This is a genomic window from Streptomyces sp. NBC_00667 (genome assembly GCF_036226825.1).
In the GTDB taxonomy this organism is placed as follows: domain Bacteria; phylum Actinomycetota; class Actinomycetes; order Streptomycetales; family Streptomycetaceae; genus Streptomyces.
Window position 1 is genome coordinate 3,421,245 of sequence record NZ_CP109022.1, and the last position, 22,439, is coordinate 3,443,683.

General features: G+C 71.7%; 21 protein-coding genes and 1 tRNA gene. 12 read left to right on the forward strand and 10 right to left on the reverse strand.

The window, feature by feature from the left end:
* Window positions 1-112: 112 nt before the first annotated feature.
* Complete coding sequence (locus tag OHA81_RS15905) at window positions 113-703, reverse strand: TetR/AcrR family transcriptional regulator (protein ID WP_329196588.1); 591 nt, start codon at window positions 701-703, stop codon at window positions 113-115.
* The gene (locus OHA81_RS15910) at window positions 700-2,277 is read right to left on the reverse strand and encodes a 3-hydroxyacyl-CoA dehydrogenase (RefSeq protein ID WP_329196590.1); all 1,578 of its coding nucleotides are present in this window, start codon (window positions 2,275-2,277) and stop codon (window positions 700-702) included. Before OHA81_RS15910 ends, OHA81_RS15905 begins: the two co-directional genes overlap by 4 nt.
* 202 nt (window positions 2,278-2,479) lie before the next feature.
* Here OHA81_RS15910 and paaN point away from each other — a divergent pair, with 202 nt between their 5' ends.
* A complete protein-coding gene (paaN, locus tag OHA81_RS15915; RefSeq protein ID WP_329196592.1) occupies window positions 2,480-4,162 on the forward strand; it encodes a phenylacetic acid degradation protein PaaN in 1,683 nt (560 codons plus the stop codon).
* Window positions 4,163-4,185: 23 nt separating this feature from the next.
* On the opposite strand, the gene OHA81_RS15920 is transcribed toward paaN, so the two are convergent.
* From OHA81_RS15920 to OHA81_RS15930, 3 genes are all read right to left on the reverse strand, one after another.
* The gene (locus OHA81_RS15920) at window positions 4,186-4,950 is read right to left on the reverse strand and encodes a TrmH family RNA methyltransferase (RefSeq protein ID WP_329196594.1); all 765 of its coding nucleotides are present in this window, start codon (window positions 4,948-4,950) and stop codon (window positions 4,186-4,188) included.
* A gap of 73 nt (window positions 4,951-5,023) precedes the next feature.
* The gene (locus OHA81_RS15925; RefSeq protein ID WP_443056769.1) at window positions 5,024-6,169 is read right to left on the reverse strand and encodes an HTTM domain-containing protein; all 1,146 of its coding nucleotides are present in this window, start codon (window positions 6,167-6,169) and stop codon (window positions 5,024-5,026) included.
* On the reverse strand, window positions 6,166-6,816 hold the full coding sequence (locus OHA81_RS15930; protein ID WP_329196597.1) for a DUF5819 family protein: 651 nt from the start codon (window positions 6,814-6,816) through the stop codon (window positions 6,166-6,168). The genes OHA81_RS15925 and OHA81_RS15930 overlap by 4 nt, the downstream gene beginning before the upstream one ends.
* A 159-nt stretch (window positions 6,817-6,975) precedes the next feature.
* Between OHA81_RS15930 and paaA the strand changes: the two genes are divergently transcribed.
* From paaA to OHA81_RS15960, 6 genes are all read left to right on the forward strand, one after another.
* The gene (gene paaA, locus OHA81_RS15935) at window positions 6,976-8,070 is read left to right on the forward strand and encodes a 1,2-phenylacetyl-CoA epoxidase subunit PaaA (protein ID WP_329196599.1); all 1,095 of its coding nucleotides are present in this window, start codon (window positions 6,976-6,978) and stop codon (window positions 8,068-8,070) included.
* Window positions 8,067-8,351: a 1,2-phenylacetyl-CoA epoxidase subunit PaaB gene (paaB, locus tag OHA81_RS15940; RefSeq protein WP_329196601.1), complete on the forward strand. Its 285-nt coding sequence runs from the start codon at window positions 8,067-8,069 to the stop codon at window positions 8,349-8,351. The genes paaA and paaB overlap by 4 nt, the downstream gene beginning before the upstream one ends.
* A 20-nt stretch (window positions 8,352-8,371) precedes the next feature.
* Window positions 8,372-9,121, forward strand: a complete 750-nt coding sequence (gene paaC / locus OHA81_RS15945; protein WP_329202316.1) for a 1,2-phenylacetyl-CoA epoxidase subunit PaaC — start codon at window positions 8,372-8,374, stop codon at window positions 9,119-9,121.
* Window positions 9,115-9,642, forward strand: a complete 528-nt coding sequence (gene paaD, locus OHA81_RS15950; protein ID WP_329196603.1) for a 1,2-phenylacetyl-CoA epoxidase subunit PaaD — start codon at window positions 9,115-9,117, stop codon at window positions 9,640-9,642. Before paaC ends, paaD begins: the two co-directional genes overlap by 7 nt.
* Entirely contained in the window at window positions 9,643-10,788 is a 1,146-nt protein-coding gene (locus tag OHA81_RS15955) for a 2Fe-2S iron-sulfur cluster-binding protein (RefSeq protein ID WP_329196604.1), read from the forward strand. It begins immediately after the preceding gene.
* 118 nt (window positions 10,789-10,906) lie between these two features.
* On the forward strand, window positions 10,907-12,049 hold the full coding sequence (locus OHA81_RS15960; protein ID WP_329196605.1) for an acyl-CoA dehydrogenase family protein: 1,143 nt from the start codon (window positions 10,907-10,909) through the stop codon (window positions 12,047-12,049).
* 22 nt (window positions 12,050-12,071) lie between these two features.
* On the opposite strand, the gene OHA81_RS15965 is transcribed toward OHA81_RS15960, so the two are convergent.
* The 5 genes from OHA81_RS15965 to OHA81_RS15985 form a co-directional block, all read right to left on the reverse strand.
* Entirely contained in the window at window positions 12,072-12,416 is a 345-nt protein-coding gene (locus OHA81_RS15965) for a rhodanese-like domain-containing protein (RefSeq protein ID WP_329196607.1), read from the reverse strand.
* Between the two features lie 139 nt (window positions 12,417-12,555).
* On the reverse strand, window positions 12,556-13,389 hold the full coding sequence (locus OHA81_RS15970; RefSeq protein ID WP_329196609.1) for a J domain-containing protein: 834 nt from the start codon (window positions 13,387-13,389) through the stop codon (window positions 12,556-12,558).
* 233 nt (window positions 13,390-13,622) lie between these two features.
* Entirely contained in the window at window positions 13,623-15,059 is a 1,437-nt protein-coding gene (locus tag OHA81_RS15975; RefSeq protein ID WP_329196610.1) for a DUF2252 domain-containing protein, read from the reverse strand.
* Window positions 15,060-15,171: 112 nt separating this feature from the next.
* The gene (locus tag OHA81_RS15980; protein ID WP_329196612.1) at window positions 15,172-15,675 is read right to left on the reverse strand and encodes a hypothetical protein; all 504 of its coding nucleotides are present in this window, start codon (window positions 15,673-15,675) and stop codon (window positions 15,172-15,174) included.
* A gap of 400 nt (window positions 15,676-16,075) precedes the next feature.
* Window positions 16,076-16,158: transfer RNA gene (locus tag OHA81_RS15985), tRNA-Leu, on the reverse strand.
* A gap of 292 nt (window positions 16,159-16,450) precedes the next feature.
* On the opposite strand from OHA81_RS15985, the gene OHA81_RS15990 reads away from it, so the two are divergent.
* The 5 genes from OHA81_RS15990 (at window position 16,451) to OHA81_RS16010 (ending at window position 22,322) form a co-directional block, all read left to right on the forward strand.
* Window positions 16,451-17,281, forward strand: a complete 831-nt coding sequence (locus tag OHA81_RS15990) for a DUF3662 and FHA domain-containing protein (protein WP_329196614.1) — start codon at window positions 16,451-16,453, stop codon at window positions 17,279-17,281.
* 10 nt (window positions 17,282-17,291) lie between these two features.
* Window positions 17,292-17,792: an FHA domain-containing protein FhaB/FipA gene (locus OHA81_RS15995; protein WP_329196616.1), complete on the forward strand. Its 501-nt coding sequence runs from the start codon at window positions 17,292-17,294 to the stop codon at window positions 17,790-17,792.
* Between the two features lie 150 nt (window positions 17,793-17,942).
* Window positions 17,943-19,406, forward strand: a complete 1,464-nt coding sequence (locus OHA81_RS16000) for a PP2C family protein-serine/threonine phosphatase (RefSeq protein WP_329196618.1) — start codon at window positions 17,943-17,945, stop codon at window positions 19,404-19,406.
* Between the two features lie 31 nt (window positions 19,407-19,437).
* Entirely contained in the window at window positions 19,438-20,862 is a 1,425-nt protein-coding gene (locus OHA81_RS16005; RefSeq protein ID WP_329196620.1) for an FtsW/RodA/SpoVE family cell cycle protein, read from the forward strand.
* Window positions 20,859-22,322 (forward strand): peptidoglycan D,D-transpeptidase FtsI family protein, encoded by a 1,464-nt coding sequence (locus tag OHA81_RS16010; protein WP_329196622.1) that lies wholly within the window; start codon window positions 20,859-20,861, stop codon window positions 22,320-22,322. Before OHA81_RS16005 ends, OHA81_RS16010 begins: the two co-directional genes overlap by 4 nt.
* The last annotated feature ends 117 nt before the right edge of the window (window positions 22,323-22,439 follow it).

A 22,439-nucleotide genomic window follows, 5' to 3' on the forward strand; every position in this document is an offset into this window, starting at 1 on the left:
CAGGTGGCGCAGCGCGCGGCCCGGCCGTCGGACGGTGCCGCCCGCGCCGCCCCGGGCGCAGCCGCCACGCCGGCCCGCACTCCGGCCCGCGTGGCGGCCCGGCCTCGCGCGTTCAGGTCGTGCTCGTGCGCAGCCCGTCGAAGGCCAGGTGGACGACGGCGTCCGCGAGCTGGGAGTGGTCCGCGCCCGGGTACGGGCGGTACCACTCGACCAGGGAGTTCACCATGCCGAACAGCAGGCGGGTGGCGAGCCGGCTGTCCACGTCGGTGCGCAGGTCGCCCTCGGCCGCGGCGGCCTTCAAGAGGTCGGCCACCGCGTGGTCGAACTCGCGGCGGCGCTCCAGCGCCCAGCGCTCGGTCCGCGTGTTGCCCCGTACGCGCAGCAGCAGGGTGACGTACGGCAGTTCGGCCAGCAGCACCTCCACCGTGCGCCGCGTGACGTACTCGACCCGCTCCACGGCGCGGCCGCGCAGCGCGCCCGGCTCCTCCAGGACCGCGAAGAGGCCGTCGAGGGCGCGGCTGACCGCCCGCCGCAGCAGCTCTTCCTTGCCCGCCACGTGGTGGTAGATCGAGGACTTGGAGATCCCCGCGGCCTTGGAGAGGTGCTCCATCGAGGTGCCGTCGTAGCCGCGCTCGTTGAAGACCTGGACCGCCACCGAGAGCAGCGTCTCGGGGGTGTACGTGTCCCGCCTGGCCGTGGTCACCGGCCGCCCCCGTATCCCGCGCCGCCGTCCACGGCCCCCGCCTCGTGCACGGCCTCGTCCTCGGCCGCCTCCTCCTCGGCCGCGTCCTCCGTGTAACCGAGTTTGAACAGCGCGAGCGAGGGCGCGTACCGGCCGCCCGGGCAGCGTTCGTCGAGGTGGTGCAGGAGGTCGTAGGCCCAGTCGCGGCCGAGGCGCTCGTGCCAGGCGGACGGGCCGAGCGGGTAGTTGACGCCGAGCCGCATCGCGGTGTCGATGTCCTCGGCGGTGGCCACGCCGCGCGCGACGGCGTCGGCGGTCAGGTCGATCAGCATCGCGACGGTGCGGGCGACGATCATGCCCGGGACGTCACCGATGACGGAGACCTTCTTGCCGAGCTTCTGGAAGAGCCCGACGGCCTCCGCGAGGGTCCGCTCGCTGGTGTCCGCACCGGTGGAGAGCGCGATGCGGGTGGCGTCGCGGTAGTCGAGCGCGAGGTCGAAGTAGACGACGTCCGTGAACTCGACCGAGGTCTTGCCGTCCGCGAGCACGAGCTGGCCCTCGCCGGGCAGCTGGATGTACGGACCCCCCTGCCCGGTCGCCGTGACGGCGATCCCCGCCTCCTCCAGCAGGTCCACCAGACCGGCCGCCGGACCGAGGTCACCCACGACGGTGACCTTGGCGGGAGCCTCCTCGGGACCGGCGGTGTGCGGCTGCGCAAGCGGGGCGTCCGGGCCGTACGGGAACCAGCCGTGCCCCGATTTGCGGCCGAGGCGGCCCGACTGGACCAGGCGGCGCTGCGCGAGCGAGGGGGTGAACTTGGGGCTGCGGAAGAAGGAGTCCCAGACCGAGCGGGTGACGGCCTCGTTGACGTCCTGGCCGATCAGGTCGGTCAGCTCGAACGGGCCCATCTTGAAGCCGCCGCTCTCGCGGAGCACGGCGTCGATGGTCGCCGGGTCCGCGCCCTGCTCCTCGTACACCGCGAAGGCCTCGGCGTAGAAGGGGCGGGCGATGCGGTTGACGATGAATCCGGGCGTATCGGCGCAGCGGACCGGCGTCTTGCCCCAGCCCAGGACGGTCTCGTACGCGCGCTCGGCGGCGGCCGGGTCGGTGGCGAATCCGCTGACCACCTCGACCAGCGGGAGCAGCGGGGCCGGGTTGAAGAAGTGCAGGCCGAGGAAGCGGCCGGGGTGGGCCATGCCGGCGGCGAGCTCGGTGACGGAGAGGGAGGAGGTGTTGGTCGCCAGCAGGGCGTCCGGCGAAACCACCCCTTCAAGTGCGGCGAGGAGCCCCTGCTTGACGGTGACGTCCTCCACGACGGCCTCGATGACGAGGGCTGCGTCGGCCAGCTCGGAAAGGGCCTGGGCCGCATTGATCCGGCCGTTCGCCTCGTCCGCCCCGGCTCGTTCCAGCCGGCCCTTGGCGACCAGCCGCTCGACGCGGTCGCGGACCTGCTGGACGCCGTCGCGGGCCGCGTGGGCGTCGATGTCGTGGATCAGCACGCGGTGACCTGCGAGGAGGGCGACCTGGGCGATGCCCTGTCCCATGGTGCCGGCGCCGATGACCGCCACTGTGCGGGACCGCTCGATTGCTGTCATGACCCGATCCTCCCGCACCGACTTATCCACAGGCTTGCCGGGCCCTCTTGTCCCGACCGATCGTTCGGTTACTCTAACTCGTGTCTGCTCTTCTTCACCCGCCCTTGCCCGATCCGGTTCCCCCGGTCCGCACTCCGTGACTGTGTGAACGACCGTGTGAACCAGCGTGATCCCGCCCGGCTCAACGAGGAGTTGGTCCCTGATGGCCGCCGAGCCCACCGTCCACCAGCTGTCCGAGAAGCACCGGCCCACCTTGGACCAGGCGCTCGCGGCCATCCGCAGCCGCGCGTACTGGTCCCCGCATCCCGAGCACCCCAAGGCCTACGGGGAGAGCGCCCCGGCCGACGGCCTCGCGGCGTTCGAAGCCGTCCGCGGCACCCGGTTCGACCTCGACCAGCCCGGCACCGACGGCTGGACCGGCGGTGAGGTGTCCCCGTACGGCCCCGAGCTCGGCGTCGAGTACCCGCACGCCGACCCGGACGTGCTGCTGCCCGCGATGCGGGCCGGCATGGGCGCCTGGCGGGACGCGGGCCCCGAGACCCGTGCGCTGGTCTGCATCGAGATCCTGTCCCGGATCTCCGCGCGGACGCACGAGTTCGCGCACGCGGTCATGCACACCAGTGGCCAGGCCTTCATGATGGCGTTCCAGGCAGGCGGTCCCCACGCGCAGGACCGCGGCCTGGAGGCGATCGCATACGCCTACGAGGAGCAGACCCGCGTCCCGGCGCAGGCGGACTGGTCGAAGCCGCAGGGCAAGAAGGACCCGCTGGAGCTCGGCAAGAGCTTCACCGCCGTGCCGCGCGGCATCTCGCTGATGATCGGCTGCAACACCTTCCCGACCTGGAACGGTTACCCGGGGCTCTTCGCCTCCCTGGCCACCGGCAACCCGGTCCTGGTCAAGCCGCACCCGCGCGCCGTGCTCCCGCTGGCGCTGACGGTGAAGGTGGCCCGCGAGGTCCTCGCCGAGGCCGGCTTCGACCCGAACCTGGTCGCGCTGGCGGTCGACCGTCCCGGCGAGGGCGTCGCCAAGACGCTCGCGCTGCGCCCCGAGATCAAGCTGATCGACTACACCGGTTCGACGTCCTTCGGCGAGTGGCTGGAGACCAACGCCCGCCAGGCGCAGGTGTACACGGAGAAGGCGGGCGTCAACACCGTCGTCGTCGACTCTACCGACGACTACAAGGGCATGCTGTCGAACCTCGCGTTCTCGCTGTCCCTGTACAGCGGCCAGATGTGCACCACCCCGCAGAACCTGCTGATCCCGCGGGACGGCATCGAGACGGACGCGGGCCACAAGACGTACGACGAGGTCGTCTCCGACCTCGCGGCCTCCGTCGGGGGCCTGCTCGGCGATGACGCCCGGGCCAACGCCCTGCTGGGCGCGCTGGTCAACCCGGACGTGAAGGCCCGTCTGGAGGCGGCGGCCGGCCTGGGCGAGGTCGCGCTGGCCTCGCGGGAAGTCACGAACCCGGAGTTCCCGGGCGCGGTGGTCCGCACCCCGGTGATGGTGAAGCTGGACGGCTCCAAGCCGGACGACTCCGCGCCGTACCTGTCCGAGTGCTTCGGCCCGGTCTCGTTCGCGGTGGCGGTCGACTCCACTGCGGACGCGCTGGAGCTGCTGCGGCGCACGGTCCGGGAGAAGGGCGCGATGACGGTCGGCGCGTACACGACGTCCGCGGACACCGAGCGGGCGATCGAGGAGGTCTGCCTGGAGGAGTCGGCGCAGCTGTCGCTCAACCTGACCGGTGGGGTCTTCGTGAACCAGACCGCGGCGTTCTCCGACTTCCACGGCTCGGGCGGCAACCCCGCGGCCAACGCGGCGCTGTGCGACGGCGCGTTCGTCGCGAACCGCTTCCGCGTGGTGGAGGTCCGCCGCCAGCGCTAGTGGGCGCAGGCCCGCCGCCGGCGCTAGTTGCCGGCGTGCGGCCCTCCCCAGTGGAAAAGGGTCATGGCGACGCTGGTGGCCAGGTTGTAGCTGGATACCTGTGGGCGCATCGGCAGGGACACCAGGTGGTCGGCCCGGGCGCGCAGCTCGGGTGAGATGCCGTGGCGTTCGGAGCCGAAGGCGAGCAGGGCGTCGTCGGGGAGGGTGAGGGCGCGGATGTCCTCGCCCTCCGGGTCGAGCGCGTACAGCGGGCCGGGGGGCAGGGTGTCGAGCTCCACCCGGTCGACGGTGGTGGCGTAGTGCAGTCCGGCTCCCGCGCGGACCACGTTGCTGTGCCAGGGGTCGAGGTCGCCGCGGGTGACGACGCCGGTGGCGCCGAAGCCGGCGGCGAGCCGGACGACCGCTCCGACGTTGCCGAGGTTGCGGGGGTTGTCCAGTACGACGACCGGCGCGGACCGGGGCATCCGCTCCAGGCGGGCCCGCCCCTCGGCGCGGTCGGGCCTGACCGCCAGGGCGGCGACCCCCGTGGGGTGGACGCGGCCCAGCAGCGTGCGCAGCTCCGCCCCGGCGACCAGACGGGCCACCTCCGCCTCCACGTCCGGGGCCAGCTCGGCGGCGAGGGCCCGAACGGCGGCGGGGTCGTCGGCGATCGCGGCCAGGACGTCGGCGCCGAAGCGCAGGGCGTGCTTCAGCGCGTGGAACCCGTCGAGAAGCACGAGGTCCTCCCGCCCGGCGGCCTCCCGCCAGGCCCGCGCCACCTCATCGCCCCCACCACGCTGCTCACTCATACCGCCGACCCTACGGCCCTGCCCGCCGGCCGCCGGCAGCGGCAGTTCCCGCGCCATCAGCGGACCGACGCCGTCAGCGCCCGACGGCTCCCGCCTCGGCGACCGCCACCGGCCCGGGCCGTTCGCGGCGGACCCGTACGAGCGCCACCCGGGAACCGGCCCAAACCAGGAAGGCCGTCGGCAGGAACACCGCATCGGCCGCGATCATCGCCAGCGAGAAGAACGGCAGCCCCAGCACCACCGCGATCCCGAGGTGCTCCAGCATCATCATCGCCAGGAGCACGTTCTTGATCCGCCGGTTGAACAGCGTGAACGGGAACGCGACCTGCACCGCCACCGTGCCGTAGGTCAGCAGCATGACCACCGTCCCACTGCCCGCCAGCAGCGCCGACAGACCCGGCCACGGGGCGAAGTAGTCCAGCCCCAGCGGGTAGTACAGCGCCGTACCGTCCTGCCAGCGGGACCCCTGGATCTTGTACCAGCCGGCCGTCGCGTAGATCAGGCACACCTCCGCCGTGATGACCAGCATCCCCGCGTTGTGCAGCAGGTTCGCCAGGACGTCGAGGAGTGCCCGCCCCTCCCCCTCGGGGGCGTACCGCTCGGCCAGCCACCACACCCCGGCGGTCACCCACAGGGCCCCGAACGCCGCCGTCCACAGCATGTCGAACCGCCCGGCCAGAGCCCCGTACGCGAACACCGCGCCCAGTACGCCCCACAGCACCGGCCCCCACGGGCCCGCCCCGCCCCGCTCCGCCCGCCGCGCGTCCAGTGACCACACCTGGGCGCACCGCGTCAGTACCAGGTAGATCGCCATCAGGTGGATGACGTTGTCCCCGCCGTCCCCCATGAACACGCTGCGGTTCTGGAGCGAGAGCACCCCCACCATGAACACGACGGACGTCGCCCGCGTCCGCCAGCCCAGCACCAGCAGCGCGCTCGCGAGCACGGACAGGGCGTAGACCGCCTCGAACCACCAGGTCGCGTCCGACCACATCAGCACCGTGAACGCGTGGTTCGTGGCGATCAGCCGCTTCGCGAGCGCCCAGCTCCACGGCCCGTCCGGCCCGTACAGCTCGTGCCGGTTCGGGAACTCGCGCAGCAGGAAGAAGAGCCAGGTGCCGGCGAAGCCGATCCGTACGACCGCACTCTGGTACGGCCCCAGCGCCTCCCCCGTGACCCTCGCGAGCCCCCGTCCGGCCGCGGCCCGCGCCCGGCTCAGAGCGTCCACCACGGCAGCTCCCGGTAGTACGTCTGGGTGTCGGTGCGTTCGGCGCTCCACTTCGGCGCCGCGACCGCCGTCGTCGCCGAGCGCAGCTGGATCCGTACGATGCGGTCGCCGCCGTGCTGCCATCCGGCCAGCCGGGCCACGGCGATCCGCCGCAGGTAGGCCTCGGAGAGGTCGCCGCGTTCGCCGTTCGGCTTGTTGTCGTCGTCGTGGGAGCCGGTGAAGAAGTCCCAGGCCCGCCGGAGCTCGTTCTGCCGGGTGTGGCTCGGCAGCGGGTCGTGCCGGATGGCAGCGCCGTCCTCGGCGGACAGGTCGCGCCAGTCACTGGTGGTGAGCTCGCCGCCGGCCGTCCGCAGCTGGGCGCGTACCTGGATCGCGATGTTCTGCTGGAGCGGGTTGGGGGCGAAGAGCTTCCAGTTCTGTTCGAACTCGGGGTAGATCCAGCCGTCGACGGTCTCCGCGTGGCGTTTGCTGACCGTGTTGGACGGTGCGACGTGCAGGAAGACGAACGCCAGGTGGGCGCAGGCGGCCACGCCGACCGCCCCGAGGGCCATCGCCGCGAGCACGCGGTAGGGGGTGGAGAGGCCGGCGATCCCGGGGGCGCGGGGCTCCGTGACGGGCGGCGGAACGGCCCCTCCCACGGGCTTTCGCTCGTTCGAATCCATCGCGTCCCGATCGTCCGGCGTCCACAGGGTTGCCCACAGAGGTTGACACCCTACGGGCCGTCGACCCACCATTGAAGAGGATGAACCGAACGATCGGTCGGTCGGGCGGAACGCAGACTCTGACAGGGGGCCGGGATGGTCACAGTGACCCCGGAATCTGGGCAGGAAACAGGCCTGGGAACGGGTCCCGCGCAGCCGGGGCACGGTGCCCCGGGCGAGGGCGGCGATCTCGGTGCGCAGCTCGCGGCCGCGTTCGACGCCGCCGTGGCGGCGGACGAGCGCGTCGAGCCGCGTGACTGGATGCCCGACGAATACCGCGCCTCCCTGGTCCGCCAGATGGCCCAGCACGCCCACTCCGAGATCATCGGCATGCAGCCCGAGGCCAACTGGATCACCCGCGCGCCCTCGCTGCGCCGCAAGGCGATCCTGATGGCCAAGGTCCAGGACGAGGCAGGACACGGCCTCTACCTGTACAGCGCCGCCGAGACCCTCGGCACCAGCCGCGACGAGCTGCTCGACAAGCTCCACTCGGGGAAGCAGAAGTACTCCTCGATCTTCAACTACCCCACCCTGACCTGGGCCGATGTCGGTGCGATCGGCTGGCTCGTCGACGGGGCGGCCATCACCAACCAGGTGCCGATCTGCCGCTGCTCCTACGGTCCGTACGCGCGCGCCATGGTCCGCATCTGCAAGGAGGAGTCCTTCCACCAGCGCCAGGGGTACGAGCTGCTCCTGGCCCTGTCGAAGGGCACCGAGGCCCAGCACGCCATGGCGCAGGACGCCGTGGACCGGTGGTGGTGGCCCTCGCTGATGATGTTCGGGCCGCCGGACGGGGAGTCGGCGCACTCGGCCCAGTCGATGGCCTGGCGGATCAAGCGCCACTCGAACGACGAGCTGCGTCAGCGCTTCGTGGACATCGCCGTGCCGCAGGCCGAGTCGCTGGGGCTGACCCTGCCCGACCCGGACCTCAAGTGGAACGAGGAGCGCGGGCACTACGACTTCGGCGCGATCGACTGGGCCGAGTTCTGGGACGTGCTCAAGGGAAACGGCCCGTGCAACGAACAGCGCCTCAGCCAGCGGCGCACGGCCCACGAGGAAGGCGCCTGGGTACGGGAAGCCGCCGCGGCGTACGCGGCGAAGCACGCGCGGCAGGCCGCCCGCCCGGCGGACGGCACCACCGCAGAGCACGCCGGTCACACGGCGACGAACCACGAGGAGACACAGGCATGACGCAGAACTGGCCGCTGTGGGAGGTGTTCGTCCGCTCGCGGCGCGGCCTCTCGCACACGCACGCGGGAAGCCTGCACGCCCCGGACGCGGAAATGGCCCTGCGCAACGCCCGTGACCTCTACACGCGGCGCAGCGAAGGCGTGTCGATCTGGGTGGTGCCCTCCACCGAGATCACCGCCTCCTCGCCGGACGAGCGGGACCCGTTCTTCGCCCCGTCCGCCGACAAGCCCTACCGCCACCCCACCTTCTACGAGATCCCCGAGGGGGTGCGCCACCTGTGACCGGCAACGCGACCAGCGATGTGACCGCCGCGGCCGAAGCCGCCGCAACCGGCACGGACACCGTGCGGGCGGCCGCCCTCGCCCTCGGGGACGACGCGCTGATCCTCTCCCACCGCCTCGGCGAATGGGCGGGCCACGCACCCGTCCTGGAGGAAGAGGTGGCCCTCGCCAACATCGCCCTCGACCTGCTCGGCCAGGCCCGCCTGCTGCTGTCCATGGCGGGCGACGAGGACGAGCTGGCGTTCCTGCGCGAGGAGCGCTCCTTCCGCAACGTCCAGCTGGTCGAGCGGCCCAACGGCGATTTCGCCCACACCATCGCCCGGCAGCTCTACTTCTCGCTCTACCAGCACGAGCTGTACAGGGAACTGGCTGCGGGCGAGGGCCCGTTCGCGCCCCTGGCCGCCAAGGCCGTCAAGGAGACCGCGTACCACCACGACCACGCCGAGCAGTGGACGCTGCGGCTCGGCGACGGCACGCAGGAGAGCCGGGCCCGCATGCGGGCCGCGCTGGACGCCCTGTGGAAGTACACCGGCGAGATGTTCCAGCCGGTGGACGGACTCGAAGGCGTCGACTGGGCCGCCCTGGAAGAGCGCTGGCTGGCCGCGCTCGGAGCGGTCCTGGAGCGCGCCGGGCTCACCCTGCCCGAAGGCCCGCGGACGGGAGCCTGGGCCGCGGGCGCCGGCCGGCAGGGACTGCACACCGAGCCGTTCGGCCGGATGCTGGCGGAGATGCAGCACCTGCACCGCAGCCATCCGGGGGCGTCATGGTGACGGACGCGGAACCCGGTACGGGAACGACCGCCGGAACGACCCGCCTGGAGGCGGAGCTGGCCGAGCTGGCCGGCTCCGTCCCCGACCCTGAGCTGCCCGTCCTCACCCTGGCCGAACTCGGCGTCATGCGCGGGGTCCGGATGCATGACGACGGCCACGCGGAGGTCCTCCTCACCCCCACCTACACCGGTTGCCCGGCGATCGAGGCCATGTCCGCCGACATCCGCCAGGCCCTGACCGGGCACGGCATCCCCGACGTGCGGGTGACCACGGTGCTGGCCCCGGCCTGGTCGACCGACGACATCAGCGCCGAGGGCCGGCGCAAGCTCGCGGAGTTCGGCATAGCCCCGCCCCGCCCGCACGCCGCGGGCGGCCCGGTCCCGCTGACGCTGTCGGTCCGCTGCCCGCACTGCGGATCGACCGACACCGAACTGCTCAGCCGGTTCTCCTCCACCGCGTGCAAGGCGCTGCGCCGCTGCGTCGCCTGCCGCGAACCGTTCGACCACTTCAAGGAGCTGTAAATGGCCGTGCCGCCGCCGTCGCCCGCGCAGTCGTCCCCTGCGGGGGCGCCGCGTCCCGCGCGCCACGGCGCTTTCCACGCCCTCACGGTGGCGGCGGTCGACCGGCTCACCGACGACTCGGTGGCCCTGACCCTGCGGGTGCCCGAGGAGCTGCGGGCCGAGTACCGGCACGCGCCGGGCCAGCACCTGACGCTGCGCCGCAGCACCCCCGAGGGCTCCGAGGTCCGCCGTACCTACTCGATCTGCTCCCCCGCCCCGGGCGAGGCGGGCCCCTCGTCGCTGCGGGTCGGCGTGCGGCTGGTGGAGGGCGGCGAGTTCTCCACGTTCGCGCACAAGGAGATCGCCGCCGGGGACGTCCTCGACGTGATGGTCCCGGCCGGACGGTTCGTCCTGGACCCGGCCGCGGCGCCGGCCGCCGCGCACTACGCGGCGATCGTGGGCGGCAGCGGGATCACCCCGGTGCTGTCGATCGCCGCCTCCCTGCTGGCTGCCCGGCCCGATGCCCGCTTCTGCCTGGTGCGCGCTGACCGCACGGCGGCCTCGACGATGTTCCTGGAGGAGGTGGCCGACCTCAAGGACCGCTACCCCGACCGGTTCCAGCTCGTGACCGTGCTGTCCCGGGAGGAGCAGGAGGCCGGGCTGCCGTCCGGCCGACTGGACGAGCAGCGGCTGAACACCCTGCTGCCGGCGCTGCTGCCCGTCGCGGAGGTGACGGGGTGGTTCCTGTGCGGCCCCTACGGCCTGGTGCAGGGTGCGGAGCGGGCGTTGAAGGCCCTGGGCGTCGTACGGGGCAGGGTCCACGAGGAGGTCTTCCACGTCGAGGACACCGCGCCGCAGGCCGTCGTGCGCGCCCCCTCGGCCGCCGCCGCACGGGGCCGGGTCACCGCCCGTCTCGACGGCCGGTCGGGCACCTGGCCGGTCCAGGACGGGGAGTCGCTGCTGGATGCCGTGCTGCGCAACCGCGCGGACGCCCCGTACGCCTGCAAGGGCGGGGTCTGCGGGACCTGCCGGGCGTTCCTCGTGTCGGGTGAGGTGCGGATGGACCGCAACTTCGCGCTGGAGGAGGAGGAGACGGAGGCCGGGTTCGTGCTGGCCTGCCAGTCCCACGCGGTGACGGAGGACGTGGAGATCGACTTCGACCGCTGACCGCTCGGTCCCCCTCGGAGGCTGTGCTTTTCACCGGCACTGCTCTATCTTGACGCTCCGTCAGATCGGCGCAGGACGCGAACCGGCACGCTCCGGTGGGCACCCGGGAGGACTGGCAGTGGACTTCACCTTCACCGAGGAGCAGCAGGCCGCCGTCGAGGCGGCCAAGGCCGTGTTCGCGGGTGTCTCGCCGGACGGTGTCCCGAGCCCCGCGCTCACCCCGGGAGCGGTGGCCGACGACTTCGACCGGCCGCTGTGGGCCCGTCTCGCCGGATCCGACCTGCTGGGCCTGGTCCTGGCCGAGGAACACGGCGGGGCCGGGCTCGACGCCATCGCGCTCTGCCTGGTGCTGCGCGAGGCGGCGAAGGTACTGGCCCGGGTACCGCTGCTGGAGCACTGCGCCACCGCCATGGCGGTCCAGGCATACGGGGGCCGGGAACTGTCCGCCGCCCTGCTGCCCGGAGCAGGCCGCGGAACCCTCGTCCTCACCGCCGCGGCACACGGCCGCACCGGCCACGACCCGGCCGAACTCGGCGTGGACGCCCGGTCCGACGGTTCGCTGTGGGTCCTGGACGGGGTCCAGACCTCCGTCCCCTGGGCGCAGAGCGCCGACTGGATCGCCGTACCCGCCCACACCGGGGAGGGGGCGGCGGTCCTCGCGCTGGTTCCCCGTGGCGCCGAGGGGCTGACCCTCGCGGACCAGTACTCCACCAGCGGCGAGCGGCTCGCCCACCTCACCCTGGACGGGGTGCGGGTGCCCCGCACCCACCTCATCGGCGACCCGGCGGCCTGGGACCTGCTCCACCGGCTGCTGGCGACCGGCACCTGCGCCCTCGCGCTCGGTCTCGGCGAAGCCGTACTCGCCATGACCGGCCAGTACACGGGGAAGCGTGAGCAGTTCGGCTTCCCCGTCGCCACGTTCCAGGCCGTTGCCGTACAGGCGGCGGACCGCTACATCGACCTGCGGGCCATGGAGGTCACCCTCTGGCAGGCGGCCTGGAGGCTGGAGAGCGCGGCAGCGGGCGCGGGGGGCCCGCTGCCGATCGCCGGCGATGTCGCGGTGGCCAAGATCTGGGCCTCCGAGGGCGTACGCCGGGTCGTACAGACCGCCCAGCACCTCCACGGCGGGTTCGGCGCCGACACCGACTACCCGTTGCACCGCTACCACGCCTGGGCCAAGCAGCTGGAACTCCAGCTCGGACCGGCCGCCGCACACGAGGAGGCCCTGGGCGACCTCCTGGCCGCCCACCCCCTCGCCTGACCGGCGCGTTACCGGTCCCGGCTCAGAGCACGAAGGGCGGGTTGCCGCTCTCGCTGATCATTGGGCGGCGGGCGCCGTCCCAGGCCTGCATGCCACCGTCGACGTTCACGGCATCGATGCCCTGACGGACGAGGTACTGGGTGACCTGCGCGGAACGCCCGCCCACCCGGCACATCACGTGCACCCGGCCACCGTCCTCGATGGCCTCGGTGAGCTCGCCGAAGCGGGCCACGAAGTCACTCATGGGGATGTGCAGCGCGCCCTCGACATGCCCGGCCGCCCATTCGTCGTCCTCACGGACGTCCAGGACAAAGCCTTCGGAGGGCACCTCGGCGGCGCCCACCGAGGGAAGCGGTCCGAAGTTCATACGTCGCCTTCTCTCGTCACAGATCCGGATCCCAACCTATACCGGCCGGGGTACCCCGGAGCCCGAGGCGGCCGGGGACCGCCTGCGGGCCGCGAGCGCCACCCGCAGGCACGCACCACCCGCCCGAGCCGTCGTGGCTCTACTGCCCCTCGGTCAGCCCCGCCAGTTCGGTCTCACGCTCGGAGACCTGGGCCAGCAGCTGCTCCGCGATCTCCTCCAGCAGGCGGTCCGGGTCGTCCGGAGCCATCCGCAGCATCGATCCGATGGCGCTCTCCTCCAGCTCCCGCGCCACCGCCGCCAGGAGCTCCTTGCGCCGCGCCAGCCACTCCAGCCGCGCGTAGAGCTCCTCGCTCTCGCTCGGCCGTGCCGTCTCCGGCGCCGGGCCGGCCGCCCATTCCTCCGCCAGCTCGCGCAGCAGGGTTTCCTCACCCCGCGCGTACGCCGCGTTGACCCGGGAGATGAACGCATCCCGCCGTTCCCGCTCGGCTTCGTCCTGGGCGAGATCGGGATGCGCCTTGCGGACCAGCTCGCGGTACAGCCGACGTACCTCCTCCGTCGGACGCACTCGCTCCGGCGGCCGCACCGTACGGTCGGTGAGCATCGCGGAGGCGTCGTCGGAGATCCCGTCAGAGCCCATCCAGTCGTGGAACAACTCGTCGACCCCGGGCATCGGCATCACCAGTGACCGCGCATCACGGGCTCGCCGAAGATCATCGGGATCGCCGGTCCGCGCCGCCTTCGCCTCGGCGATCAGCGCGTCCAGCTCATCGAGCCGCGAGTACATGGGGCCGAGCTTCTGGTGGTGCAGCCGGGAGAAGTTCTCCACCTCGACCCGGAAGGTCTCCACCGCGATCTCGAACTCGATCAGCGCCTGCTCCGCGGCACGCACCGCCCGGTCAAGCCGGGCCTCGGGCCGCTCGTCGCCGGAGTCGGCGGACTCTTGGGGGACTGTCTGCTCCGTGTGCTCGCTCACCCGGCCAGCCTAAGGCCCGTCCGCCCCGGTGGACGTTGCGTGTTTCACGTGAAACATCCACCGGTTTCACGTGAAACATCCGGTGCCGTCCCGGAAACACCTCAGGCGCCCCGGACACGCCCGAGGCAGCCCCAGAAACACCCAAGGCCGCCCCGATCCGCCGGCGGCGCCGACGAGCCTGTCCGGCCCGCCGGCGCCGCCCGAGGGGCCCCGGAACGAGACGGGCCGTACCCTCAGACGCCGAACTCGGCCGCGATCCGGCCCGACCGGACCGCCGCCACCAGATAGGCGTGGTCGGCCTCACTGCGGTCCGCGTAGGTCACGGCAAAGGCGGCCATCGCCTCGTCCAGCTCCTCGTTCTTACCGCAGTAGCCCGCCAGCACCCTGGGATCGGCGCTGTGCGCGTGGGCCCGGGCCAGCAGGGCGCCCGTCATCCGTCCGTAGTCGTCGATCTGCTCGGGGGCGAGCGCCGCCGGATCCACACTGCCCTTGCGGTTGCGGAACTGGCGGACCTGGTACGGGCGCCCCTGCACGGTGGTCCAGCCCAGCAGGATGTCGGAGACCACCTGCATCCGCTGCTGTCCGGCCACCACGCGGCGTCCCTCGTGCTCCTCCTCCGGCGCGTGGAAGCCCAGCGCGGGCAGGTGCGGCAGCAGCACGGAAGGCCGCGCCTCCTTCACCTGGAGCACGAGCGGCTCTCCCCGGTGGTCCAGCAGCAGCACCACGTACGAGCGGGTGCCCACGCTCCCGGTACCCACCACGCGGAACGCCACGTCGTGGATGGCATAGCGGGCCAGCAGCGGCAGCCGGTCGCCCTGCAGGGTGTTCAAGTACGGGCCCAGCGCGGCGGCCACGGCGGCCGCCTCTTCGTCGCCGACCCGGCGCAGGACCGGAAGGGCGTCCACGAAGCGCCGGAACCCGTCGGGGCAGGCCTCCGTCGACTTGGCGGCGAACCGGGCCGAGGTGTTGTTACGGGCCTTCTCCGAGACCCGTTCCAGGGTGCCCAGCAGGTCCCGGGCATCGGTGTGCGAGACCAGTTCCTCGTCCGCGATGGCGTTCCACGCGTCGAGCGCCGGCAGCTTGGCCAGCAGCCGCATCGTCCGCCGGTAGGCGCCCACCGCGTCCAAGGCTGCCGCCCGGCAGGTGTCCTCGTCCGCCCCCGCCACCCGGCCGGCCAGCACCAGCGAGGTCGCCAGCCGCTTCACGTCCCACTCCCACGGACCGAAGACGGTCTCGTCGAAGTCGTTCAGGTCGATGACGAGCCGGCCCCGCGCGTCCCCGTAAAGACCGAAGTTCGCCGCGTGCGCGTCACCGCAGATCTGCGCGCCGACGCCGGTCACCGGGCCGCCGGACAGGTCGTGCGCCATCAGACCGGCCGCGCCCCGAAGGAAGGCGAAGGGGTTCGCGGCCATGCGGCCCACGCGGATCGGCGTGAGTTCCGCGACCCGTCCGACGTTGGACTGCTCGACCGCGCGGACGGCGTCGGGTCGTCCGGCCGGGGCCTCGAACCGGGCGTGCGCCGAGCGCGGCACGCGTGCCCGCAATGCCCTGCCCGTCTCCTTGGCCGAGCCCGCCACGACCCGCGGCGCGAATCCGGCGACCCGCGGTATCCGTCCGGCTCCCGTCGCCGGTTCCGCTCCCACTGCCTGCTCCGCCGGTACCGCCACCATGCGTGCCGCCCCCCACCCGTAACTGCCGTACTTCTCGGCCAACATCAATGATTCGGCCTGACCGTATCGACAGCCCGGCACCCCTGACCAGCAGGGCGGCCCGGAGCGGTTCTCACGCCCCGGCCCCGCCACGCTCCGGCTCGCGTACGGCGGCCCGCCCCGCCGCCTCCCGGATCAGCCGCGCGGCCTCGGCCGGCCGGTCGGCACAGAACCGCACCCGCCGGGCCATGACGCTGCCACCGCGCCGCAGCCGCACCTCCACGGGCCGGGCGAGGACGAGCACCACGGTGGTGGCACTGCTGACCGAGCACGCCACGCCTTCCCCGTCGTCCGGCGACCTGCGCAGCCCGTGACCGACGGTCAGCCCGTGCTCGGCCCGGGCGCTCACGACCTGATCCAGCGGCAGGCCCACTTCCCGAAACGGCCCGGTCCGCAGCCGCAGCACCCGCGCCTCCAACAGGTGCGGGGTACGGGCGGTCATCGCGCAGAAGCCGGCGCACAGGACGAGGGCGCACCCGACCCACAACAGGTGCAGCACCCGGTACGCGGCCGGGACCATCGCGTCGACGACGGCTTCGACGACGAGGTCCGCCGCGGCCACCGCCCGGACGACCATGCGTACGTCCGCGGAATGGGACAGCGCCCGGCACCCCTCGGGGCACCGCCACCGGCTTTCGCCGCAGCCAAGCCACCAGGTCCCTCAGCAGGGTCCCCAGCCACTGCGCGGCCGATCGTCCCGGCGTCCCCCCACAGTCCGCTTCCATGCCCCCACCCTGCCCGCGGCGCCCTCGCGTCCAGGGGTCACAGATGTCACCGGCTTCCGTGCACGGTGCACGGCCCCGCCATGACGTACGTCACCGGCGCCCCGACGCCTGACACACCCTCAGCGAGACACACCCCCAGCGACAGCGGGAGCGCCACGAACCGTCCGAGGGCAAAGCAAAACGGCCGCCATCGCTTTCACGATGACGACCGTTTCGTCGTTGCCAAGAACACCGTTTCATCGGCGTCCTCAGTGGGCGAGGGGGGATTTGAACCCCCACGTCCCGAAGGACACTGGCACCTGAAGCCAGCGCGTCTGCCGTTCCGCCACTCGCCCGAGCAGCTCCCCAGCGGTTCTTCCCTTTCGGGCCGTTCCCCTGGCGACGTCGAAACATTAGCACGTCGGACGGGGTGGAATCACATCGCTTCCCGACCCCCGGCCACCACCGCCACGACGGTCCCCTCCCGCACTCCGCTCCCGGTGCGGGACACTGTCCCTGGAGCGCCCCTACGATCCTTGTGAGGACCAACACTCCTGCGCACGGGACCGGAGGGGAACCACCCGAATCCGCCACGCGTGGATACGATCAGTAAGCAGTACAGGGCGACAACGACGGAGGAGGTGCCCCATGGGAGTTCTGAAGCGGTTCGAGCAGCGACTCGAAGGTCTGGTGAACGGCACCTTCGCCAAGGTCTTCAAGTCCGAAGTCCAGCCGGTGGAGATCGCCGGCGCCCTCCAGCGCGAGTGCGACAACAACGCCACCATCTGGAACCGCGAGCGGACCGTCGTCCCCAACGACTTCATCGTGGAGCTCAGCTCCGGCGACTACGAACGCCTGAGCCCCTACTCCGGACAGCTCGGCGACGAGCTCGCGGGCCTCGTCCGCGACTACGCCAAGCAGCAGCGCTACAGCTTCATGGGCCCCATCAAGGTGCACCTGGAGAAGGCCGACGACCTGGACACCGGTCTCTACCGCGTCCGCAGCCGGACCCTCGCCTCCAGCACCTCCCAGCCGGCCGGCCCCCAGGGGCAGGGCCAGGCGCCCCAGAGCCCGCAGCAGGGCGGATACGGGTACCCCCCGGTCGCCGCCCCGCCCATGCCGACCGCCCCGCCGCCCGGCGGTCCCGCCGCGCGCCGCGGCGGTCCCGGGCCGGGGCCGGGACCGGGCGCCCCCGGCACCACGCGCCGCTGGATCGAGATCAACGGCACCCGCCACCAGATCTCGCGCCCCACGCTCGTACTCGGCCGAAGCACCGAGGCCGATGTGCGGATCGACGACCCCGGCGTATCGCGCCGGCACTGTGAGATCCGGACCGGAACGCCCCCGACGATCCAGGATCTCGGGTCCACCAACGGCATCGTGGTGGACGGGCAGCACACCACCCGCGCTACGCTCCGCGACGGCTCGCGGATCGTCGTGGGCAGCACCACCATCATTTACCGGCAAGCCGAAGGGTGAAGCGGGGGCAATGTCAGAGCTGACCCTGACGGTCATGCGGTTGGGTTTCCTGGCCGTTCTGTGGCTGTTCGTCATCGTGGCCGTCCAGGTCATCCGCAGCGACCTCTTCGGAACGAGAGTCACGCAACGCGGCTCCCGCCGCGGCGGCGGCGCAGGCGGTGCCCCGCAGCAGACGGGGCGCCCGAGCGCGCCCCCGCAGCAGCGGCAGCGCCGCGGGGCGCCCACCAAACTCGTCGTGTCCGAGGGCACCCTCACGGGCACCACGGTCGCCCTGTCGGGGCAGACGATCACCCTGGGCCGCGCCCACGACTCCACGATCGTGCTGGACGACGACTACGCGTCCAGCCGTCATGCCAGGATCTACCCCGATACCGACGGCCAGTGGATCGTCGAGGATCTCGGGTCCACCAACGGCACCTATCTCGACCGGACCCGGCTGACCACCCCGACGCCCATCCCGCCGGGCGCCCCGATCCGCATCGGCAAGACCGTCATCGAGCTGCGGAAGTAGTACGAGAATGAGCGAGCGGAGCGAGCGAGCCGCGGCGGCCCGTCCCACCGGGGACACGGACCCGCGCGCGCTCCCGACCGGAGGGTGGGCAGTGTGGCTCGTCGAGACCGGTTGTACCCGGAGGCAGCAGCGTCGACAGGGCAGGTGCGCATGAGTCTGTCCCTGCGGTTCGCCGCCGGATCGCACAAGGGCATGATCCGCGAGGGCAACGAGGACTCCGGTTACGCCGGCCCCCGCCTCCTCGCGATCGCCGACGGCATGGGCGGCCAGGCCGCCGGCGAAGTCGCCAGCTCCGAGGTGATCTCCACCCTCGTGCAGCTCGACGACGACGTCCCGGGCTCCGACATCCTCACCGCCCTCAGCGTCGCCGTGCAGCGCGCCAACGACCAGTTGCGCGTCATGGTCGAGGAAGACCCGCAACTGGAGGGCATGGGCACCACCCTGACCGCCCTCCTGTGGACGGGTCAGCGCCTCGGCCTCGTCCACGTCGGCGACTCCCGTGCCTACCTCCTGCGCGACGGCGTCCTCACGCAGATCACCCAGGACCACACCTGGGTGCAGCGCCTCGTCGACGAGGGCCGCATCACCGAAGAGGAAGCCACCACCCACCCGCAGCGCTCGCTGCTCATGCGGGCCCTGGGCAGCGGCGACATCGTCGAGCCGGACCTGTCCATCCGCGAGGTCCGGCCCGGCGACCGCTACCTCATCTGCTCCGACGGGCTGTCCGGCGTCGTCTCCCACCAGACCCTGGAGGAGACCCTCGCCGACTACCACGGCCCGCACGAGACCGTGCAGTCCCTGATCCAGCTCGCCCTGCGCGGCGGCGGCCCCGACAACATCACCTGCATCGTGGCCGACGTGCTCGACACCGACAGCGGCGACACCCTCGCCGCCCAGCTGAACGACACCCCGGTGGTCGTCGGCGCGGTCGCCGAGAACCAGCACCAGCTCTTCGACGGCAACGCGATGCAGACCCCGGCCGGCCGGGCCTCCGGTCTCGGCCGCCCGGCCGCCCCGCCCGCGGGCGCCTTCGGCCCTCCCGGCAGCGGCGACAACCCCGGCTACGGATACCCCGACCAGAGCCAGGGCGGCGGTTACGGCAGCTTCGGCGACGCCGACAGCGGCGCCTACGACGCCGACTCCGGCTATGAGGACACGTACGACAAGCCCCGCAGGCGGCGCGGCAAAGGGCGCAGGTGGACCACCAGGACCCTGATCCTGCTGCTCGTCGCGGGCGTGGTCGGCGGGGGCGTGTACGCCGGGCACCGCTGGACCCAGACCCAGTTCTACGTCGGCGTCAAGGACGAGCACGTCGCCCTGTACCGGGGCATCAGTCAGAACCTGGCCTGGATCCACCTCTCGCAGGTGGAGACGGACCACCCCGACATCGAACTCAAGTACCTGCCGTCCTTCAAGCGCAAGCAGGTCGAGGCCACGATCGGCGAAGGCAGCCTCGACGGGGCCCGCAAGAAGATCGACGAGCTGAGCGCACAGGTGTCCGCCTGCAAGAAGGACGAAGCCCGCCGCGCCGCCGAGGCGCAGAACAGCCCGACACCCGGCCCCGGCCTGACTCCCGCGGAGCAGCAGCTGGCCGGCCAGTGCGAAAAGCCCTAGCCACACGCGGGCACAGGGGGCCTGCCACACCATGAGCGTTGTCACCAACACGACCACCATCGGCGCCATCGAGCTGCCGAGCCGGCGGAACACCGAGCTCCTGCTGCTCGCCTTCGCCGTGGTCATCCCGATCTTCGCCTACGCCAACGTGGGGCTGTCGATCCACGGCAAGCTGCCCCCGGGCATGCTCACCTACGGGCTCGGCCTCGGCGTGCTCGCCGGTCTCGCGCACCTCGTCGTGCGCCGCTACGCCAAGTACGCCGACCCGTTGCTGCTGCCGATCGCCACGCTGCTCAACGGGCTCGGGCTCGTGATCATCTACCGGCTGGACCAGTCCGAGCGGCTGCAGAACCTCGCCAAGCGCCAGTACGGCGGCTTCACCGAGTCGGCGCCCCGGCAGATGATGTACACGGCCCTCGCGCTCGCCCTGTTCGCGGTCGTGCTGCTGGTCCTCAAGGACCACCGCGTGCTCCAGCGGTTCACGTACATCTCGATGGCCGCCTCGCTGGTCCTGCTGATCCTGCCCGTCGTCCCGGGCCTGGGCGCCGACGTCTTCGGCGCGAAGATCTGGATCAGCGTCGGCGGTTTCTCCATCCAGCCGGGCGAGTTCGCGAAGATCGTGATCGCGATCTTCTTCGCCGGCTACCTGATGGTCAAGCGCGACGCCCTGGCCCTGGCCAGCCGCCGCTTCATGGGCCTCTACCTGCCGCGCGGCCGTGACCTCGGCCCGATCCTGATGATCTGGGCGATGAGCCTGCTCGTCCTCGTCTTCGAGAACGACCTGGGCACCTCGCTGCTCTTCTTCGGCATGTTCGTGATCATGCTGTACGTGGCCACCGAGCGCACCAGCTGGATCGTGATCGGTCTGCTCATGTCGGTCGGCGGCGCCGTCGTCGTCGGCACCACTGCCAGCCACGTCAAGGTCCGCGTCACCGCCTGGCTCGACCCCTTCGCCTGCTACAGCAAGTCCGGCGCCTGCGAGCAGGTCGGCCAGTCGATCATGAGCTTCGGCTCCGGCGGGGTCCTGGGCACCGGCTGGGGACAGGGCAACTCCGACCTGATCGGCTTCGCCGCCAACTCCGACTTCATCTTCTCCACCGTCGGCGAGGAACTCGGCCTCTCCGGCGTCATGGCGTTCCTGCTGCTCTACGGCCTGATCATCGAGCGCGGCGTCCGCACCGCACTCGCCGCCCGCGACCCGTTCGGCAAGCTCTTCGCCATCGGCCTCTCCGGCGCGTTCTCCCTGCAGATCTTCGTCGTCGCCGGCGGAGTCATGGGCCTCATCCCCCTCACCGGCATGACCATGCCCTTCCTCGCCTCCGGCGGTTCCTCCGTCCTCGCGAACTGGGTGCTCATCGCCATCCTCATCCGGATCAGCGACACCGCACGCCGCCCGGCCCCGGCCCCCGCCCCGTCCCCCGACTCCGAGATGACCCAGGTGGTCCGCCCGTCATGAACAAGCCCCTGCGCCGCATCTCGCTGTTCTGCGGGCTGCTCGTCCTCGCGCTGCTGATCCGTACGAACTGGCTGCAGTACGTCCAGGCCGAGGAGCTCAGCACCCGCAAGGAAAACCGCCGGGTCCAGATCGCCCAGTACGCCACCGAGCGCGGCAACATCATCGTCCAGGGCCAGCCCGTCACCGGCTCCGCGGTCACCGACGGCAGCGACTTCAAGTACAAGCGGACGTACATCGACGGCCCCCTGTGGGCGCCCGTCACGGGATACGCCTCCCAGGCCTTCGGCTCGACGCAGCTGGAGAACATCGACGACGGCATCCTCACCGGCAACGACGACCGGCTCTTCTTCGACCGCACCATCGGCATGTTCACCGGGGAGAAGAAGCAGGGCGGCAACGTCGTCACCACCCTGAACGCCGCCGCGCAGAAGGCCGCCTACCAGCAGCTCGGCACCAAGAAGGGCGCCGTCGCGGCGATCGACCCGCGCACCGGCGCCATCCTGGCCCTGGTCAGCACCCCGTCCTACGACCCGTCGAGCTTCGCCGGGTTCTCGAAGGACGACGGCAAGGCCTGGCGCCAGCTCAACGACAGCGAGGACAAGAACCTCGTCAACCGAGCCCTGCGCGAGACCTACCCGCCGGGCTCCACCTTCAAGGTCGTCACGGCCGCCGCGGCCCTGGAGAACGGCGCCGTCACGGACATCGACGCACCGACGGACACTCCCGAGCCGTACATCCTGCCGGGCACCAGGACCCCGATGGTCAACCACGCCTCGGGCTGCGAGAAGTCCAGCCTGAACAACGCGCTGCGGGTCTCCTGCAACTCGGTCTTCGCGAACATGGGCGACAAGGTCGGCCGCGACAAGATGGTCGACATGGCCCAGAAGTTCGGGTTCAACAGCACCATCGACACCCCCGTCCGCGCCTTCGCCAGCGTTTACGACAAGACCATGGGCAGGGACGGCAACGCGCAGAGCTCCATCGGCCAGTTCAACACCGCCGCCACCCCGCTGCAGATGGCCATGGTCACCGCGGGCATCGCCAACGACGGCAAGCTGATGAAGCCGTACATGGTCGACCAGCTGACCGCGCCCAACCTCGACGTGATCGAGAAGCACGAGCCGCAGGAAATGAGCCGGCCCCTCTCCGCCGCGAACGCGCAGAAGGTCCAGAAGATGATGGTCAACGTCGTCGAGAACGGCACCGGCACCATGGCCCAGATCAAGGGCGTGACCGTCGGCGGCAAGACCGGCACCGCGCAGCACGGAGAGAAGAACGCCAAGCGTCCCTACGCCTGGTTCATCTCCTACGCCAAGCTGCCCGACGGTTCCTCCCCGGTCGCCGTCGCCGTCGTCATCGAGGACAGCGCCGCCGACCGTGAGGACATCACCGGTGGCGGCCTGGCGGCGCCGGTCGCCAAGGCGGTCATGGAAGCCGTTCTGAAGAACAACAAGGGATGAGGAACGAAGACAGGATCCGAGCGCTCGGTACCGGTCTCGTATCAGCCTGTGGTCACGAGACGATCACTCCCGATCGGCCGGTAGCCTTTGCGCGAACAGCACACCGCCGGACCACAC

Excerpts from the sequence above, each read along its gene's own strand:
- OHA81_RS15910 (WP_329196590.1), bottom strand. The coding sequence starts at position 2,277 with ATGACAGCAATCGAGCGGTCCCGCACAGTGGCGGTCATCGGCGCCGGC.
- paaN (WP_329196592.1), top strand. The coding sequence starts at position 2,480 with ATGGCCGCCGAGCCCACCGTCCACCAGCTGTCCGAGAAGCACCGGCCC.
- OHA81_RS15920 (WP_329196594.1), bottom strand. The coding sequence starts at position 4,950 with ATGAGTGAGCAGCGTGGTGGGGGCGATGAGGTGGCGCGGGCCTGGCGG.
- paaA (WP_329196599.1), top strand. The coding sequence starts at position 6,976 with ATGGTCACAGTGACCCCGGAATCTGGGCAGGAAACAGGCCTGGGAACG.
- paaB (WP_329196601.1), top strand. The coding sequence starts at position 8,067 with ATGACGCAGAACTGGCCGCTGTGGGAGGTGTTCGTCCGCTCGCGGCGC.
- paaD (WP_329196603.1), top strand. The coding sequence starts at position 9,115 with ATGGTGACGGACGCGGAACCCGGTACGGGAACGACCGCCGGAACGACC.
- OHA81_RS15955 (WP_329196604.1), top strand. The coding sequence starts at position 9,643 with ATGGCCGTGCCGCCGCCGTCGCCCGCGCAGTCGTCCCCTGCGGGGGCG.
- OHA81_RS15965 (WP_329196607.1), bottom strand. The coding sequence starts at position 12,416 with ATGAACTTCGGACCGCTTCCCTCGGTGGGCGCCGCCGAGGTGCCCTCC.
- OHA81_RS15975 (WP_329196610.1), bottom strand. The coding sequence starts at position 15,059 with ATGGTGGCGGTACCGGCGGAGCAGGCAGTGGGAGCGGAACCGGCGACG.
- OHA81_RS15980 (WP_329196612.1), bottom strand. The coding sequence starts at position 15,675 with ATGGTCGTCCGGGCGGTGGCCGCGGCGGACCTCGTCGTCGAAGCCGTC.
- OHA81_RS15990 (WP_329196614.1), top strand. The coding sequence starts at position 16,451 with ATGGGAGTTCTGAAGCGGTTCGAGCAGCGACTCGAAGGTCTGGTGAAC.
- OHA81_RS15995 (WP_329196616.1), top strand. The coding sequence starts at position 17,292 with ATGTCAGAGCTGACCCTGACGGTCATGCGGTTGGGTTTCCTGGCCGTT.
- OHA81_RS16000 (WP_329196618.1), top strand. The coding sequence starts at position 17,943 with ATGAGTCTGTCCCTGCGGTTCGCCGCCGGATCGCACAAGGGCATGATC.
- OHA81_RS16005 (WP_329196620.1), top strand. The coding sequence starts at position 19,438 with ATGAGCGTTGTCACCAACACGACCACCATCGGCGCCATCGAGCTGCCG.
- OHA81_RS16010 (WP_329196622.1), top strand. The coding sequence starts at position 20,859 with ATGAACAAGCCCCTGCGCCGCATCTCGCTGTTCTGCGGGCTGCTCGTC.